Origin of the sequence: Hoeflea ulvae, from assembly GCF_026619435.1 — a bacterium.
Lineage (GTDB): Bacteria > Pseudomonadota > Alphaproteobacteria > Rhizobiales > Rhizobiaceae > Hoeflea > Hoeflea ulvae.
Genome location: NZ_JAOVZQ010000001.1, coordinates 900,272 through 915,790 on the forward strand (window position 1 = coordinate 900,272; position 15,519 = coordinate 915,790).

Here is a 15,519-nt window from a genome sequence, read left to right on the forward strand (position 1 = left end):
CAAGGAAACTCACATGACCAAGATCAAATCTGTGCGTACGCGCGTCTGGAACTGGACCGGCCCGACCGTGCCGCCCACCGGCAATTTCTGCACCAACGCGTCGGATGCACTTTGGGCGAAGGGCGACGCCATGGCGTCGTTCCGCTTTTACCAGTGGCTGACCTGCGAGATTGAAACCGAAGACGGAACCATCGGTATCGGCAATGCGGCGCTGGCGCCGACAGTGGTCAAGACGGCCATCGACGACTGGTATGCCCCGCTGGTGATCGGCGAGGATCCGTTCGACTATGCCTATATCTGGGAGAAAATGTACCGCCGCACCCATGCCTGGGGCCGCAAGGGGATCGGCATGACGGCGATATCCGCCATCGACATCGCCATCTGGGATCTGATGGGCAAGCTGGTAGGCAAGCCCGTGTTCAAGCTGCTGGGCGGCAGGACCAAGGAAAAGATTCCGGTCTACTACTCCAAGCTCTATGCGGGTCCGGTCGAAAGCATGCAGGCCGAGGCCGAGGAAGCCATGAAGAACGGCTACACCGGCTACAAGTCCCGTTTCGGCTACGGTCCCAAGGACGGCATGGCGGGAATGCGCGAGAACCTCAAACGCGTGGAAGCACTGCGCGAGGTCATCGGCTACGACAATGACCTGATGCTCGAATGTTACATGGGCTGGAACCTGGATTACACCAAGCGGATGCTGCCGAAACTGGCGAAATACGAACCGCGCTGGCTGGAAGAGCCGGTTATCGCCGATGATGTCGAGGGCTATGCAGAACTCAACGCAATGAACATCGTGCCGATTTCCGGCGGCGAGCACGAATTCAGCGTGATCGGTTGCAAGGACCTGATCGACAAGAAGGCCGTCAGTGTCCTCCAGTACGACACCAACCGGGTGGGCGGCATCACCGCGGCCCAGAAAATCAATGCCATCGCCGAGGCGGCGCAGATTCCTGTCATCCCGCATGCCGGCCAGGCTCACAATTATCACCTGACAATGGCCAATACCAACTGCCCGATCAGCGAGTATTTCCCGGTCTTCGATGTCGAGGTCGGCAACGAGCTGTTCTACTATATCTTTGAGGGCGATCCTGAAGCCGTCGATGGGTTCCTGCAACTCGATGACGACAAGCCCGGGCTCGGGATCACGATCAGCGACAAGCATCTCTCAAATTTCGAGATCGTGGAATGACCCGCTATTCCGGCATCTGGCCGGTCGCCCCGACACCGTTTCACGACGATGGCACGCTCGACCTCGACGGCATGAAGCGCGGTCTGGACTGCCTGATCGACCAGGGCGCGGATGGTATCTGCGTTCTGGCCAACTATTCCGAGCAGTTCCTGATTTCGGACGAAGAACGCGCGATCCTGACCCGTCTCAGCCTCGAGCACGTGGCCGGTCGCGTGCCGGTGATTGTGACGATCAGTCATTACGCAACGCAGATTGCGGTCGAGCGGGCCCGCTTTGCCAAATCACTTGGCGCCGACATGGTCATGATGATGCCGCCCTATCACGGCGCGCTTTTGAAGGGGACGCCCGAGCAAACGTTCGAGCAGTTCCGCATGGTAGGCGAAGTTGGCATCCCGATCATGGTTCAGGACGCGCCGCTCTCGGGCGTCGATCTGCCAGTCTCGCTGTTAGTGCGGATGGCTCGCGAGATCGAAGAAGTGCGGTTGTTCAAGATCGAATGCCCGAAGGCCGCCAACAAGCTGCGCGCGCTGATCGCCGAGGGCGGCGACGCTATCGAGGGACCGTTCGACGGCGAGGAGGGCATCACCCTGCTGGCCGATCTGGATGCAGGCGCGACGGGATCGATGACCAGCGGCATGATTGTCGACCAAATCAAGCCTGTCATCGAAAAGCACCACGCCGGCGACATGGAGGGCGCAACCGCCTCCTATGCGCGCGTGGCAATGGCGATCAACCATGAAAACCGGCAATGCGGATGGCAATCCTGCAAAGCGGCGATGGTGGAAGGCGGCGTGATCCGGTCCGAGTTCTGCAGACATCCGATACCGCCGCTTCATCCGGCAATCCGTCAACGGATGATCGACCTGTTGCAACCGCTGGACCCCATGGTGTTGAACTGGGACCGTTAATCCAGATCTAGCAGAAGTGTCCAGCGCTATTGCCCTGACGACATTCAGTAAAAAAGCGTCAGAGCATCGTCCTGTTAACCGGGCGGTGCTCTGAAACGCGTCGCCTGGACTCGGTCTGGTGCGCCGTGCTGCAAGCCAGACAAGATTGGAAAATACATGTCATTCACGCCTCACGGAAAGCACCTGATCGCCGGCAACTGGATTGCAGGCGACACAACCTTCCGCTCGGAGCCCGCCGATGGCCCGGCGCACGACTTCAGCGTCGGCACGCCCGCGCTGGTTGACCGCGCCTGCACCGCTGCGGAAGAGGCTTTCTGGTCCTATGGCTACACAGCGCCCGCCGTGCGGGCGGAGTTCCTGAACGCAATCGCCGACGAGATCGAGGCCCGCGGCGAGGGGATCACCGAGATCGGCACGCAGGAAACCGGCTTGCCGGCAGGGCGGCTGCAAGGTGAGCGCGGGCGCACGGTGGGCCAGTTGAGGCTTTTTGCAAACCACATCCTGAAGGGCGACTACCTGGATCAGCGTCACGATCCGGCCATGCCCGACCGCCAGCCAATGCCGCGCCCGGACCTGAAGATGGTGCAGCGCCCGATCGGTCCCGTCGCGGTCTTCGGCGCATCAAACTTCCCGCTGGCCTTCTCCACCGCGGGAGGTGATACCGCTGCTGCGCTGGCCGCGGGCTGCCCTGTCGTGGTTAAAGGCCATAACGCACATCCTGGAACCGGCGAAATCGTGGCAGAAGCAATCCGTGCGGCGATCAGCACATGCGGCCTTCATCCCGGTGTGTTCAGTCTGGTCCAGGGCAACACGCGCGAGGTGGGGCAGACGCTGGTCCAGCATCCGCTGATCCGGGCTGTCGGCTTTACCGGATCGCTCGGCGGCGGCCGGGCGCTGTTTGATCTCTGCGCTGCACGCCCCGAACCGATTCCGTTCTTTGGCGAGTTGGGCAGCGTCAATCCGATGTTCCTGCTGCCGGGGGCACTGAAGTCACGTGCCGAGGCACTCGGCGAAGGCTGGGCCGCATCGTTGACCATGGGCGCCGGCCAGTTCTGCACCAATCCGGGTATTTCCGTCGTGATCGACGGTCCGGACGCGGACACCTTCGCCGCTGCGGCATCCGAGGCGCTGGAAAAGGTTGGTCCGCAGATCATGCTGACCGACGGAATTGCTGCGGCCTATCGCGAAGGGCGCGACCGTGTCGCGGCCGGCACCGGCGTGCGCGAAGTGCTGACATCGATGTGCGTTCAGCGGTCTGCAACGCCATACCTGTATACCGTGAGCGGCAAGGACTGGATGGCGAACAAGACCCTTGGTGAAGAGGTTTTTGGCCCGTTGGGTCTCATCGTTCGGGTAGCCGACAAGGAAGAGATGATCCGCCTGGCGCACAGCCTTCAGGGACAACTGACCTGCACGCTTCACATTGAAAACGCCGACATGGGTCTGGCTGGAAAGCTCCTGCCGATTTTGGAACGCAAAGCCGGTCGGCTTCTGGCCAACAGCTACCCCACCGGTGTCGAAGTCAGCGATGCGATGGTGCACGGCGGCCCCTATCCTGCGAGCACCAACTTTGGTGCGACCTCGGTTGGTACCTTGTCAATCCGCAGGTTCCTGCGACCTGTTTGCTATCAGGACATGCCGGAGGCGCTGTTACCTCAATAGCCAACGGAAATAGCAGAGGTTTCGGACGCAAGATATTCATAATTTGCTCGTCAGCGAAGCCGTCATCGAAGCAGGTCGCAGGTAATGGCGACTTCCAACCGTTTCAACGCCTCCCACCGTGCAGCAACGAACGACGCTTTCGGGTCAGGTCCAGAGCTGAATAATGACCGAGATGGGGGCGCGAAGCGGTCGCTTGATAGGAACGGCCAGAATTCCGGCTACGGGCCGGGAGCGGAATTGCGACAGAATTCATTAAACGGCTCAAGCGGGCGGGGAACGGTCGTTCGCAACACGGAGCGCGAATGGCTGTTTCTGGAAAATCTGCTGCCCCAAAGGACCTTCGATCAGGCGGGTTTATCCGCAAAGGACGCTTTCCAAAGTAGCAGGCCGACCTGTCTTGGCGGGCTGCTCTGCGCCCTCGGCTAACCCCAGAAAATCTAAGCCGAAAAGTCGGCCAAATGTTCTGACGCCATGCTTGCGGCAGAGCTCGAAAACCGGAACCCCGGTCTCATGCTCTTCACTATCCCAGTGATATGCTTTTCTGAATAAAGGCTGCGCTTCATGTTCTGGCCCTATGGTTAGGCCAGAACAAGCTTCAAACTAGATTAGATCGCAGGGGCAACGTCAGGATCTATAGAATGATGATTTACATCGTCGGCGCTTGAATTTCGCAAAGCAAATGAAGCGCGATAACGGGGATCTCCAGTCAGTCTGAAGATCGAGTCCAGAACCGAAAGAACCCGTACAAGGCCTATTTCCTTTGCCCTGGTGATCGGTCCTTGCGGGTGGTTGAGGCCATAGCGCATCGCCAAATCAATGTCGGACTGATCTGCAACACCCTGCAAAGAGGCTTCGAAGCCTTCATTCGCGAGCATCGAGAGCGTTCTCAGAACCACCAATCCCGGCCAATCCGGCAGGCGGACGGCATCAATTCCTTCCGGGGAGAGGCTCGCTACAAAACGCGAGACAATGGAATCCGGCATGTCAGCAGAAACGGCAAAGCCTAGCGTCGTTGCACCATCACTCATGAAGTCATGGAGAATGACCGGACGGCGCAGTTCCCGGGCCACTTCGCTGGCCATGCGGCCATCACTCAGTGCGATCTGGACACCTTCAAGTTCCTTGTCAGTCCCTATCTTGAAATTTCCAAGAGGGGGTATTCCGGCTTTAGGCGTTTCGAACCGTGGCAGCGGTCTTTTCGCGCCTTCCGTATAGTCGTAGTAGCCGCGGCCCGATTTGCGGCCAAGATGGCCGGCATTCACCAGCTCCAACTGCAGGAGCGACGGACGGAAGCGTGGATCCTGATAATAGGCATTGAAAACCGAAAGCGAGACCGCATAGTTCACGTCGTTTCCGATCAGGTCCATCAATTCGAACGGCCCCATCGGGAAACCGCCGCCACCCTTCATCAAGGCATCAAGCGTGGCTGGATCGGCCACCTGTTCCTCACAAAGGCGAAGCGCCTCGGCATAAAAAGGTCGGGCGACGCGGTTGACGATGAAACCGGGGGTCGAGCGGGTATGCACCGCAATCTTTCCCCATGCCGTTGCCGTATCGAAAAGTGTTTCGGCAATCGCCGGATCGGTCACCCGGCCAGACACGATTTCCACCAGTTTCATCACCGGTGCGGGATTGAAGAAATGAAGCCCGGCGACACGCCCTGGGGCGCGCAGGCCGCGTGCAATCGACGTGACAGAGATTGATGAGGTGTTTGTCGCCAGAATGGCGCCGGCAGCAACGATGTCCTCAAGCTGTGCGAAAAGCGCCTGCTTGATGTCGAGGTTCTCGACGATCGCTTCGATCACCAGAGATGCCCCCGTCAGCGCCTCCAGACCATTGGCTGGAACGATGTGTCCGACGATGGCATCCGCAGTTTCACGGCTGATCTTCTCTCGCGTGACCAGCCGATCGAGCCCTTTGCCAATGGTGACGATGGCAGCACGCGCTGCACCGTCAGCGACATCGAAGAGCAGGACCGGATGGCCTGCGGCCGCGGCGACCTGGGCGATTCCCGCACCCATGGTGCCGGCACCGATGACAGCCACGGTTTTTGATGTATCAAGGGCTGTCATGACTTACGTTCCCAGTCTTTCCCGTGACTTTGCGACGACGGACCGGCGGGCTGGCGCATAGCCTTGCTGGCCGGTCATCTCATAAATGGCGCTGGTGATGTCGTAATGGCGCTCAAGGCCGCCGCGCGCCACACGCTCGATCAAACCATCCGGATAGCCAAGTCCCATGCGGCAGGTCTGGTCCATGTCTTCCGCTGAAGCGAGGCCTTCATCCAGGAAGCGCAGGGCATCATTGTATTTGGGACGCACGAGCCGATCCACGATCCTGCCGGGCTGGTCAGCACAGACTGCTACGTCAAAACCGGCAGCTTCGAAAACGGCACGCGCGGCGGCCAGTGCCTCGGGGGACGTGCCTGGTTGGCGAACCAGCTCGATCAGATTGGAGGGCGCATCATTGCCGTTGCGATAGCGGGCGAAGCCGAGCGCATTCGAGCCTTCCCTGCCCATATCCTCACCGGTATGAACCCCGAGGCATTCGGTATCGAGTTCCACGAGAACAGCGGTTTTGGACGTATCGGGCTCAAATCCCCCGCCCAGATGGATGCACACAGGGCCCGCTTGCGACGCGCTAGAACGGAAGCTGTCGCCAGCGGGGAACGACCGGCTTTCGCCGGTTTGATGGATCAGGAATTCCAGCCCTGTCTGCGCAGGAACGGCAGCCGGACCGGTGAGCAATCCCCGGCCGGATTTGTTTCCAAGTTTGCCAGCAGCCACCATGCGCCTAAGCAGCGGCGGCACAGAGGCGCGGCGATCCAGCGTGATCGGGTAGAAGGCTTCGCCAAGCAGGATCTGGGTATCCAGGCCGATGAGATCAATCAGCGTGCATGGGCCCATCTTGTATCCGAGGCCGCTCCTGATTGCAGTGTCGATATCTTCGGCGCTTGCCAGTCCCGCCTCGATCGCACGGATCACGTCGTTGTTGAATGGCACCAGCAGGGCGTTGAGAATGAAGCCGGGCTTGTCCTGTGTTTCGACCGGCATTTGGCCCGTTGCCCTGGTCCAATTCCAGGCCGTTTGGAATGTCTCGTCGGAGGTGTTCAGTCCGCGCGACATTTCAATCAGTTTCATCATTTGCGCCGGCAGGCAAAAATGCATGCCGACCACGCGGTCTTCACGGCCGCAGCCACCGGCAATCTGGGTGATCGACAGGGTCGAGGTGTTTGAGGCGAAGATGGTTTCGGGCTTGCAGATGCGGTCAAGCTCCTCAAACAGCGCCTGCTTAACTTCGAGATTTTCAAAGATGGCCTCGATGATCAGATCGCAATCGGTTAGCGCCGAAAGCTCTGTTTCATCGGAAATGCGGGCAAGTGTGGCGTCGCAATCGTCTTGCGACATGCGTCCGCGCTCAACCGACTTGGCCAGGAACTTTTCCGCCGCCTTGCGCGAGCGGGCCAGACCGTCGGCCGACCGGTCAAAACAAACGGTCTCGAATCCGCCACGGGCAGCCACCAGTGCAATGCCCGCGCCCATGGTGCCGCCTGCGCCGCAGACGGCTATTTTCCTGATACTGGTCATTTGCTCCTGAAACTCCGTCCGATGAGCTGGCGATGGACCTGATTGGTGCCTTCCCAGATCTGTGTGATTTTTGCGTCCCTCATCAGCCGTTCCGCACGATAGTCCTGGCAGTAGCCATAGCCGCCGTGGAACTGAACGCATTCAGTTGTCATCTTCATGGCCAGGTCGGAGGCGCGCAGCTTGGCGATCGAGGCTTCCAGCCCGAAATCGGTGTCTCCGCTGTCAATCAAATCGGCGAGGTAGTCCAGCCAGCGCTCGAGCATCAACAGCTCGCTAGCCAGATCCGCGAGTGTGAACTGGTTTGCCTGGAAGTCGAGGACAGCCTTGCCCGATTGAACCCGCTCATTGCCGTAGTCGACCATGTCGCGGAACGCAGCCCTTGCGATTCCGCGCGCGTGCGCCGCTACCGATGGCCGGGATTTGTTGAGTGAAGCGAGCAGGATTTTCAGGCCATCGCCCGGATCGCACAACAGATTGGCGCGAGGCACCCGCGCGTTTTCGAAGGAGAGGCCGCAGGTGGAGGAGCCGTTGTGACCCATCTTGCGTTCCTTCGAAATGATGTTGAAACCCTCGGTTCCCTTTTCAAGAATCAGGACCGATATCGACTTCTTGGGATCTTCAATCTTCGACCATTTGCCGAATACCAGATACAAATCTGCCACATCGCCATTGGAGATGAAGATTTTTGATCCCTTGATGATGATGTCGTCCCCATCAGGGGTGAAGCTGGTTTTCATGCCGGTCGCATCCGAGCCTGCAGTGGTCTCGGTGATCGCCAGTGCGGCGAGGCCACCTTCCGCAATGCGCGGCAACAGCCGGGCACGCTGCTCATCATTGCCGAAATCAATGAGCGGCTTCATCGCATGATAATTGGTGGCGTAAATAATCCCGGTTGAAGCGCAGGCCTCGGCAATGATGGAGACAATTTCCAGGTAAAGCTTGAAGGGCATCGGCATGCCACCGAACTCTTCGGGAATGAAGATGGTGTTCAGTCCCAAGGCATTGATGGCTTCGACATTTTTCCATGGAAATTCGCTGGTGCGGTCGATGTCCGCCGCGTTGGCTGCAACAACTTCATTGACCATGCGCTGGACCTGATCAAGGATTTGACGCTCCTCGTCATTCCAGTTGCGCGCAGCGAGAACTTTTTCAAACAGTTTCATTAGTGATTCATCCCTTGCGCGCCATCGATGTAGATCGTCTCGCCTGTGAGGAAACCGATGTTTTCGAAGAAGATGGCCGCCACCAGCCGTGCGACGTCTTCCGGCTTGCCGGCGCCACCGGCCGGTATCCGGTTTTTCATCCAGGCCCGCACTTTTTCGCGGGCAAGAAAATCCCGGTTGAGATCGGTCTCGATGTAGCCCGGCGCTACATTCATGACCTTGATGCCATCGCGCGCCCACTCCACTGCCATGCAGCGTGTCATGGCGGCAACGGCGGCCTTGGATGCGCAGTAGGCCAGATTGTCCGGTACGCCCAACTTGTCGAAGAACGAGCCGATATTGACGATGGTGCCGTTGTGCTCTTTCAGGAAGGGATATGCCTCCCGGGCAGCCACCATCACCGCCGTCGCATTCAACGCCATGGTCTTGGTGAAGTCGGCAGTTGGAAGTGTGGCGATCGAGCCGCCGATATGGATGCCGGCATTGTTGACCAGTCCGATCACCGATCCTGTAGATGCGATCTGGGCGAATGCCTGACGGACGGCGTTCTCATCTGTCATGTCGCAGATAATCTGATTGCCAACGCCTCCCCCGACCGGGAAAGACTGACGACTTGAAAGTCACGACGCGCCAGCTCTTCAGCGATTGCAAGCCCGATCCCCTTGGAGGCCCCGGTTACAATAATTTGTCCCTCACTCATCACCGAACTCCGGTTTGCGTTTCTCTTCAAATGCGGCCATGCCTTCCTCGGCATCCCGGGTCTGATATGCGAGCGTTGACAGGTCGGCTTCCAGTTGCAGTCCTTCGTGCAACGGACCATCGCCGGACCGCTGAACCGCCCGGCGCGCGAATTCGAGCGCCGGCAGGCTGTACCGCGTAAAGCGCCCGGCAAATGCCAGCCCTGCCTCGATCAAGTCGCCGTCTGCGATCGTGTTGACGAGGCCAATCCGCTCCGCCTCTTCGGCCTTGACGCTACGACCGGTCATGATGATTTCCAATGCCCGGCCTTCGCCGATCAGACGCGGCAGGCGCTGCGTACCGCCATAGCCGGGAATAAGTCCGAGCTTGATTTCCGGAAGGCCGAAAACGGCATCGGCACCGGCCAGCCGGAATGTCGAAGCCAGGGCCAGCTCGGCACCGCCGCCAAAGGCATAACCATTGACCAGCGCGATGGAGGCAATTGGCAGCCGATCAAGCTTGCCGAAGACGGACTGGCCGAATTCCGAGCCGCGCTTTTGCTCTGTCAGCGTGCGGTTGCGCAGTTCCTTGATGTCTGCCCCGGCGCAGAAGGCTTTCTCGCCGGCGCCGGTGATCAAAAAAGCGCGCACATCCTTCCAACCCGCGACCTCGTCAAAGGCGTCACCGATCTCACGCAGGATATCGAAGGAAAGGGCATTGAGCGCTTCGGGGCGGTTGAGCGTAAGAAGCGCGCACCCGCTCCGTTTCTCCAGGTCGATGGTCATGATGCCGGGTCCTTCTTCTCAGCGTAACGCACCATCGCCGGCGTGATCTCGCCGCGTTTGGCCATCTCGGTCAGTTCCCGTTTGAGGATCTTGCCACTGGCTGTCAGCGGCAGTTCATCCAGCGTCAGATACCATTCGGGCATGTCGAATTTCGACAGGCCTTCGCGGCCCAGATGCGCCAGCATGTCTTCTGCCGTCACAGTGCCGATAATGGCGAGACAGACTTTTTCGCCCAGACGTTCGTCGGGAACCGGAAACGCGGCCGCCCTACTGACACCCGGATGGGTCAGCGCGCGCGCCTCGATCTGCGAGGGATAGATGTTGTGCCCGCCGCGTATGATGAGATCCTTGACGCGACCTTCAATCTTGAGATTACCGTCCGCATCGAAAGAACCCAGATCGCCCGACATCAGATAGCCATGCCGATTGAAAGTATTCTCAGTGGCAGACTGGTTGGCGTAGTATCCCAGCATCAAAGCCGCACCACGTCCGCCGATCTCGCCGGTTACGCCGGCAGCGGCTTCCTCATCGCGATTGTCGCGATCCCAGATCCTGACTTCATAGGCGGGGCCGCCGCGTCCGCAGGTCGAGATCCAGATGTTTTCGGGATCATCGGGGTGGGTGTATTGATGTGAGGACGATTCCGTCATGCCATAAATGTTTTGCGGCGTAATGCCTTGATCGACAAATGCCTTCGCAACCACTTCGGGAATGGGCGACCCGGCCATATAGAATATGCGGACATCCCCCAGTCTCTCGAGCCCGCGCTTGCGTTGTTCGGCCAGAACATCCATCGCATGGGTTGGCACGCCCATCACATAGACCGTACCTGTTTCGATGATCCAGTCGAGCCGGCTCATGTCCTTGGGAGGATCGTCGGTCACCAGTTCGCAACCGCAAACCAGCCACTGACCGACAGCAACCCATGCAATGTGGTGGGACAGCGGGCTCAGCGTCAGCATTGTATCGTCCGGGCCGATCTTCCAGTCGCGGACAAGGTCGCGCGCATTGGCCAGAAGCGTGTTGCACGAATGCATGACGCATTTCGGCTTGCCCGTCGTGCCGGATGTAAAGGCGAGATAGGCTATGCTGTCTGGGTTGGCGTGCGGCTCGCGGGAAAGCTGCGTGATATGCATCGGAAAAGTTTCGGGTTTGTAGACCTTCTTGAGAAAGGGGAGCTGCGTGAGCATCGCGTCGAAATCTGTCGACTTCCGGTCCGCCCCCCAGCCGGGTTCGGTGATCAGCACCGTGGATTGAAGTTGGTCGAGCAAATCGACAATCTCGGCGCAGGTATAGGTCCGGTGCAGTGAAGGGTTGCAGGCAACCCCTTCTCGCGAACAGGCCAGAAACGCGATGATCGTTTCCACCCGGTTGCCCATCCAGATCGATACGCGGTCCCCGGCCGTGATGCCACGTTCATACATGTCGTCAGCCATCGCATCGACGCGTGCTTTCAGCGTCTGCCAGTCCAGCCGGGCGCGTCCATCGCGCAGCGCCATGGCCTCCGGACGTTTTACGGCGTGGCGTGCCATAAGGGTATAAAACGTGTCCTCTGTCCAAAGTCCCTTGGCGTAGAAAGAGCGCGCCGCGGCCGGATCATGCAGGGTCAGGAAAGGTCTCATCTCGCGCCTCAATGGCCAAATTTCGATGCATCGGGTTTGCGGCGTTCACTGAAGCTGTTTTTCAGCTCATCGGCTTCTTCCGTGCCGAGATACTGGCCAAGCAACAGATCGTGGGTCACGCGCGAGAGGCCTCCGACGCCGCCATGACGTGCATTGAATGCAGCCTTGATCGAGGCCAGAGCGAAGGCGCCCCGATCCGCTATCTCGAGCGCGAATTCCAGCGTTTTCTCTTTTAGGTCCGCATCGGGGACGACGCGGTTGATCAGGCCGATTTCCTTGGCATAGGCGGCCGTGATCTTGGGATTGGCATACCAGATTTCCTTGGCGCGTTTTTTCCCGACAATATCTTCGAGATACCATGTTCCATAACCCGCATCGAACGATCCCATCATCGGACCCACCTGGCGGAATATGGCGCTTTCCTTGGCGATCGTGACATCGCACACCATTTGCAGAACGTTGCCGCCGCCCACGGCAAAGCCGTTGACGCTGGCGATCACCGGCTTTTGCAGTTTGTCGATGGCCTCATACATTTCCAGTGTGGGAAGGGTGCCCGCATAGAGTTTGGTTTTCTCCATGCCGTCCTTCTGTCCGCCGATGCAGAAAAACTTGTCGCCTGCGCCGGTCATCACGATCACCCGCGTTCTGGTTTCACGGCGGATCAACTCGATACAGTCCCGAATTTCATGGCACATCGTTTCGGTGAACATGTTGCCATCGTCCGGGCGGTTCAGTGTGATTGTGCCAACCGGACCAGCTTCCTCATAGGTAATCTGTGTGAATGTCATTGATTCTTTCCTGATCATCATTTGATTTCTTGAATGCGCTTATGTGTTATTCTGTCGGTACCGCAGAGAACAATCGCGCGAATTCCGCATTGTGTTCTCCCAGCCGTGGTGGTGCCGACCGCGGGACATTTGGTTTCCCGTCGATGTGGATACCCAACCCGATCTGGGGCATGGGGCCATCTTCGCCATTCTCTAGATTGAAAAACATGCCGCGTTGCTGCAATTGAGCGTCGCCTGCGACCTCATCGATCCGATTGATCGGTCCGGCGGGAACACGCATCTTGGCAAACAGGTCCAGCCAATGGGAGCGGGACTCGGCAACAAGGATGTGCTGGATTTTTGCAACGATCTTTGCACGATGCTCGCGGCGCTCCGAATTGCTGGAAAATTCTCGCTGAGCTCCAAAATCTGGATCACCCACTGCTTTCCAGAAGCGGGCCCAGATGGCATTTGTTCCAAGCGCCAGGTTGATCGGCCTGTCGGCGGTTTCGAAGGCCTGATAAACGGCAATGACACTGTCTGTGCCGCCGGAGCGCTGGGGCACTTCGCCGGAGCCGAGATAGGTCGAAATACGGCAAGTGAGAAACCGGGTCATGCTTTCGACAAGACTGATATCGATCTTGCGTCCCTTGCCGGTTCTTGTGCGGTCAAACAAAGCCGCCAGAGTGGCCATGGCCGCGTCCTGACCCGCCAGCATGTCTGCCGCCGGGGCGCCGACCTTTTGTGCCGGTCCATTTTCCGCGCCGGTGACATCCATGATTCCGGAATACCCTTCCGCAACCAGATCATAGCAGGTGAAATCCGCGCGCTCGCCGGTCAATCCGAATCCTGTGATGGAGACAAATATCAAATCCTCCCGCACCGCTTTCAGGCTGTCATGATCGAGCTTCAGCTTGCGCTGCACATTGGGTGGCTGGTTCGTCACGACAACATCTGCGGAAGCAATCAGCGTCATCAGCTTTTTGAAGTCCTCCTCCGTCTGCAGATCGAGCGTGATGCTCTTTTTGTTGCGATTGACAGCATTAAACCAAAGGGAGTGGCCGTTGAGAAATGGTGGACCCCACTGACGGGCATCATCGCCTTCCGGCCGCTCGACCTTGATAACTTCCGCACCGAAATCGGAAAGAAGCATTGTCGAATAGGGGCCTGCGATCGAAGTGGTCAGATCGACAATACGCAGTCCCGACAAAAATCCGAAACTTCCTCCCAATGGCCAGACCGGCAGTGACGCGCAAGGCAGTTCGGACTCTTGGGTCGCTGACGGCGGAGTGTTCTTGTGCATTCAATAGCCCTTCCGTTCGGTTCGAAAAGGTCTACGCAAGTTGCATGCCATTCACCGCGGGTGGTTGCTTTTGCGCAGCGGCAGAGGTGGGGCTTAACCGAACGGCAATGGCGGAGTTTTAAGTGTCCTCATCATGGACACGCCCAACAAAATTTGTCGCCATTGCGTACATTCGATAGGCCGGATCACTCTTCGCCGAGTTTTGTATAAAGATAGGATCGGGAGACACCAAGAAACTCGGCGACCTTTTTCTTATTGCCTTCGAACCGCGCCATCGCATCGGCAATCATCTCGCGTTCCAATTGGTTCATTGCGGTTTTAAGCGTCGCGGCCTGACCGGATTCGCCCGGTGAAGCGGAGCGATGTGCAGTGGTTGGAGAGAACGGCGCCTGTTCGCCCGCTTGGTGAAAGTCGGAAACCACAAGTCTGCTGCTTTCAAGAAAGACAAAGGTGCGTTCAATGACATGTCGCAACTCCCGCACATTGCCTGACCATGGCCGTTCCCTGAGGAAATCAAAGACCGCCTCGTCCACCTCGGGCACCGGCCGGACGTATTGCGCGGACAGTTCCGTCAGAAAGCTCTCGACCAGCAGCGGTATATCCTCAAGCCGCTCGGAAAGGCTCGGCAGTTTCAATATCACCGGGCTGATACGGTAGAACAGATCGAGCCTAAACTTGTTTTCGTCGATAAATCTCTCAAGATCCCTGTTTGTCGCGCTGCAGAGTCTGAAATCAATGTGGCGCGGCTTGTCGCCTCCAACACGTTCGACAATCCTGTCCTGGAGGACACGAAGCAACTTGGACTGGACCTCAAGTGGCATGTCGCCAATTTCGTCCAGAAATATGGTGCCCTTGTCGGCCTGTTCGAATTTGCCAGGCCGTCCCTTTTGATCTGCACCTGTGAACGACCCCGCCTCGTAGCCGAACAATTCACTTTCCACCAAAGAGGCCGGCAAAGCCGCGGCGTTGACGGTGATCAGCCGCCCGTGACCGCGCGGACTCAACATATGCAGCGCTTTGGCTACGAGTTCCTTGCCGGTACCCGATTCCCCCTGAATGAGAACAGGAATATCGAGCGGAGCCACCTTGCGGATCTGGTCGCGCAGCGTCTGGATGGCTGGACTTTGTCCGACAATCGCATTCAGAAAAGTCTCGCCGCGCATCGCTTCCTTGGTTTGCGTCTGATAGGTGGCAACTTCCTTTTCGAGCACTTTAATCTGCCGGGCCAGAGCGTCTACCTGTTGCGGACCTTTGAACATCACGCGCCCGATTGCACCGACAACAGTGCCGTTCTTGCGGATTGGATGGCGCGAAACGACACGCTGGCTGCCTTCCATTTTCTGGATCTGGCCGACTTCAGCCACCCCTGTTCGCACGACATGATGCAGCCGGGTGTTCTGGATTACATCACGCACGTTCCGGCCAAGGGATTCGCCGGTGCCAAGGCCGAAAAACTTCTCGTGAATCGGCGAGACAAAAACCAGCTGGGTTTTTGCATCGATCACTGCCATTGCGTCATAGGGATCGCTGAGAATGTGCTCGATGATGTCGAATGCAAACTCGACCTGGGTGAAAAAGCGCATCACTGTTTCCGATACATTGTCGAAGAACAGGACAAGCCGTCCACCCTCGATGGATGTGGCCAATGCGATATAGCTTGCATCGCTGAGAAGGACCGGCATGATCCGCCGCTGGACGGCTTCAGCAATCCATTTTGGATCGCTCAGCAAGGCTTTCAGGCGAGGGTCGTCGCCACCCAGTTGAAACAGGCGCTGCCCGGTGTCATCGGTGACGACGAGTGCTTTTATGCTGGCAGTGGCTGTGTCTGGCATTCCTGGCCCCATGGTTGTCGGTT

The 15,519-nt window shown here is 58.4% G+C and carries 13 protein-coding genes; 3 read left to right on the forward strand and 10 right to left on the reverse strand.

Translation table 11 applies throughout. From position 1 onward, the window contains the following. Nucleotides 1-13 precede the first annotated feature (13 nt). From OEG82_RS04340 to OEG82_RS04350, 3 genes are all read left to right on the forward strand, one after another. On the forward strand, nt 14-1,189 hold the full coding sequence (locus tag OEG82_RS04340) for an L-rhamnonate dehydratase (protein WP_267611231.1): 1,176 nt from the start codon (nt 14-16) through the stop codon (nt 1,187-1,189). Beyond that, a complete protein-coding gene (locus OEG82_RS04345; protein WP_267611232.1) occupies nt 1,186-2,097 on the forward strand; it encodes a dihydrodipicolinate synthase family protein in 912 nt (303 codons plus the stop codon). The genes OEG82_RS04340 and OEG82_RS04345 overlap by 4 nt, the downstream gene beginning before the upstream one ends. A gap of 156 nt (nt 2,098-2,253) precedes the next feature. Further along, nucleotides 2,254-3,759 carry an aldehyde dehydrogenase (NADP(+)) gene (locus OEG82_RS04350; protein ID WP_267611233.1) on the forward strand — a complete coding sequence of 502 codons (1,506 nt, stop codon included), beginning with the start codon at nt 2,254-2,256 and terminating at the stop codon, nt 3,757-3,759. 605 nt (nt 3,760-4,364) lie between these two features. Here OEG82_RS04350 and OEG82_RS04355 read toward each other — a convergent pair. The 10 genes from OEG82_RS04355 to OEG82_RS04400 form a co-directional block, all read right to left on the reverse strand. After that, nucleotides 4,365-5,831, reverse strand: coding sequence for a 3-hydroxyacyl-CoA dehydrogenase NAD-binding domain-containing protein (locus tag OEG82_RS04355; protein WP_267611234.1), 1,467 nt, complete (start codon nt 5,829-5,831; stop codon nt 4,365-4,367). Nucleotides 5,832-5,834: 3 nt separating this feature from the next. Then, nucleotides 5,835-7,346, reverse strand: coding sequence for a 3-hydroxyacyl-CoA dehydrogenase family protein (locus OEG82_RS04360; RefSeq protein WP_267611235.1), 1,512 nt, complete (start codon nt 7,344-7,346; stop codon nt 5,835-5,837). Next, a complete protein-coding gene (locus OEG82_RS04365; protein ID WP_267611236.1) occupies nt 7,343-8,509 on the reverse strand; it encodes an acyl-CoA dehydrogenase family protein in 1,167 nt (388 codons plus the stop codon). Before OEG82_RS04365 ends, OEG82_RS04360 begins: the two co-directional genes overlap by 4 nt. Further along, nucleotides 8,509-9,069: an SDR family NAD(P)-dependent oxidoreductase gene (locus OEG82_RS04370; protein WP_267611237.1), complete on the reverse strand. Its 561-nt coding sequence runs from the start codon at nt 9,067-9,069 to the stop codon at nt 8,509-8,511. Before OEG82_RS04370 ends, OEG82_RS04365 begins: the two co-directional genes overlap by 1 nt. Further along, on the reverse strand, nt 9,066-9,263 hold the full coding sequence (locus tag OEG82_RS04375) for an SDR family NAD(P)-dependent oxidoreductase (protein ID WP_324288930.1): 198 nt from the start codon (nt 9,261-9,263) through the stop codon (nt 9,066-9,068). Before OEG82_RS04375 ends, OEG82_RS04370 begins: the two co-directional genes overlap by 4 nt. Further along, the gene (locus tag OEG82_RS04380; RefSeq protein ID WP_267611239.1) at nt 9,202-9,972 is read right to left on the reverse strand and encodes an enoyl-CoA hydratase/isomerase family protein; all 771 of its coding nucleotides are present in this window, start codon (nt 9,970-9,972) and stop codon (nt 9,202-9,204) included. The genes OEG82_RS04375 and OEG82_RS04380 overlap by 62 nt, the downstream gene beginning before the upstream one ends. Further along, nucleotides 9,969-11,594, reverse strand: coding sequence for a class I adenylate-forming enzyme family protein (locus OEG82_RS04385; protein ID WP_267611240.1), 1,626 nt, complete (start codon nt 11,592-11,594; stop codon nt 9,969-9,971). Before OEG82_RS04385 ends, OEG82_RS04380 begins: the two co-directional genes overlap by 4 nt. Nucleotides 11,595-11,602: 8 nt before the next feature. Beyond that, nucleotides 11,603-12,403: an enoyl-CoA hydratase-related protein gene (locus OEG82_RS04390; RefSeq protein WP_267611241.1), complete on the reverse strand. Its 801-nt coding sequence runs from the start codon at nt 12,401-12,403 to the stop codon at nt 11,603-11,605. 25 nt (nt 12,404-12,428) lie between these two features. Continuing rightward, nucleotides 12,429-13,664: a CaiB/BaiF CoA transferase family protein gene (locus tag OEG82_RS04395; RefSeq protein ID WP_267611242.1), complete on the reverse strand. Its 1,236-nt coding sequence runs from the start codon at nt 13,662-13,664 to the stop codon at nt 12,429-12,431. Nucleotides 13,665-13,849: 185 nt separating this feature from the next. Then, complete coding sequence (locus tag OEG82_RS04400) at nt 13,850-15,496, reverse strand: sigma-54 interaction domain-containing protein (RefSeq protein WP_267611243.1); 1,647 nt, start codon at nt 15,494-15,496, stop codon at nt 13,850-13,852. Between the last annotated feature and the right edge of the window lie 23 nt (nt 15,497-15,519).

What these genes read in the sequence shown, in the direction of transcription:
- OEG82_RS04340 (WP_267611231.1), top strand. Translation starts at nt 14, where the DNA reads ATGACCAAGATCAAATCTGTGCGTACGCGCGTCTGGAACTGGACCGGC.
- OEG82_RS04345 (WP_267611232.1), top strand. Translation starts at nt 1,186, where the DNA reads ATGACCCGCTATTCCGGCATCTGGCCGGTCGCCCCGACACCGTTTCAC.
- OEG82_RS04350 (WP_267611233.1), top strand. Translation starts at nt 2,254, where the DNA reads ATGTCATTCACGCCTCACGGAAAGCACCTGATCGCCGGCAACTGGATT.
- OEG82_RS04355 (WP_267611234.1), bottom strand. Translation starts at nt 5,831, where the DNA reads ATGACAGCCCTTGATACATCAAAAACCGTGGCTGTCATCGGTGCCGGC.
- OEG82_RS04360 (WP_267611235.1), bottom strand. Translation starts at nt 7,346, where the DNA reads ATGACCAGTATCAGGAAAATAGCCGTCTGCGGCGCAGGCGGCACCATG.
- OEG82_RS04365 (WP_267611236.1), bottom strand. Translation starts at nt 8,509, where the DNA reads ATGAAACTGTTTGAAAAAGTTCTCGCTGCGCGCAACTGGAATGACGAG.
- OEG82_RS04370 (WP_267611237.1), bottom strand. Translation starts at nt 9,069, where the DNA reads ATGACAGATGAGAACGCCGTCCGTCAGGCATTCGCCCAGATCGCATCT.
- OEG82_RS04375 (WP_324288930.1), bottom strand. Translation starts at nt 9,263, where the DNA reads ATGCCGAGGAAGGCATGGCCGCATTTGAAGAGAAACGCAAACCGGAGT.
- OEG82_RS04380 (WP_267611239.1), bottom strand. Translation starts at nt 9,972, where the DNA reads ATGACCATCGACCTGGAGAAACGGAGCGGGTGCGCGCTTCTTACGCTC.
- OEG82_RS04385 (WP_267611240.1), bottom strand. Translation starts at nt 11,594, where the DNA reads ATGAGACCTTTCCTGACCCTGCATGATCCGGCCGCGGCGCGCTCTTTC.
- OEG82_RS04390 (WP_267611241.1), bottom strand. Translation starts at nt 12,403, where the DNA reads ATGATGATCAGGAAAGAATCAATGACATTCACACAGATTACCTATGAG.
- OEG82_RS04395 (WP_267611242.1), bottom strand. Translation starts at nt 13,664, where the DNA reads ATGCACAAGAACACTCCGCCGTCAGCGACCCAAGAGTCCGAACTGCCT.
- OEG82_RS04400 (WP_267611243.1), bottom strand. Translation starts at nt 15,496, where the DNA reads ATGCCAGACACAGCCACTGCCAGCATAAAAGCACTCGTCGTCACCGAT.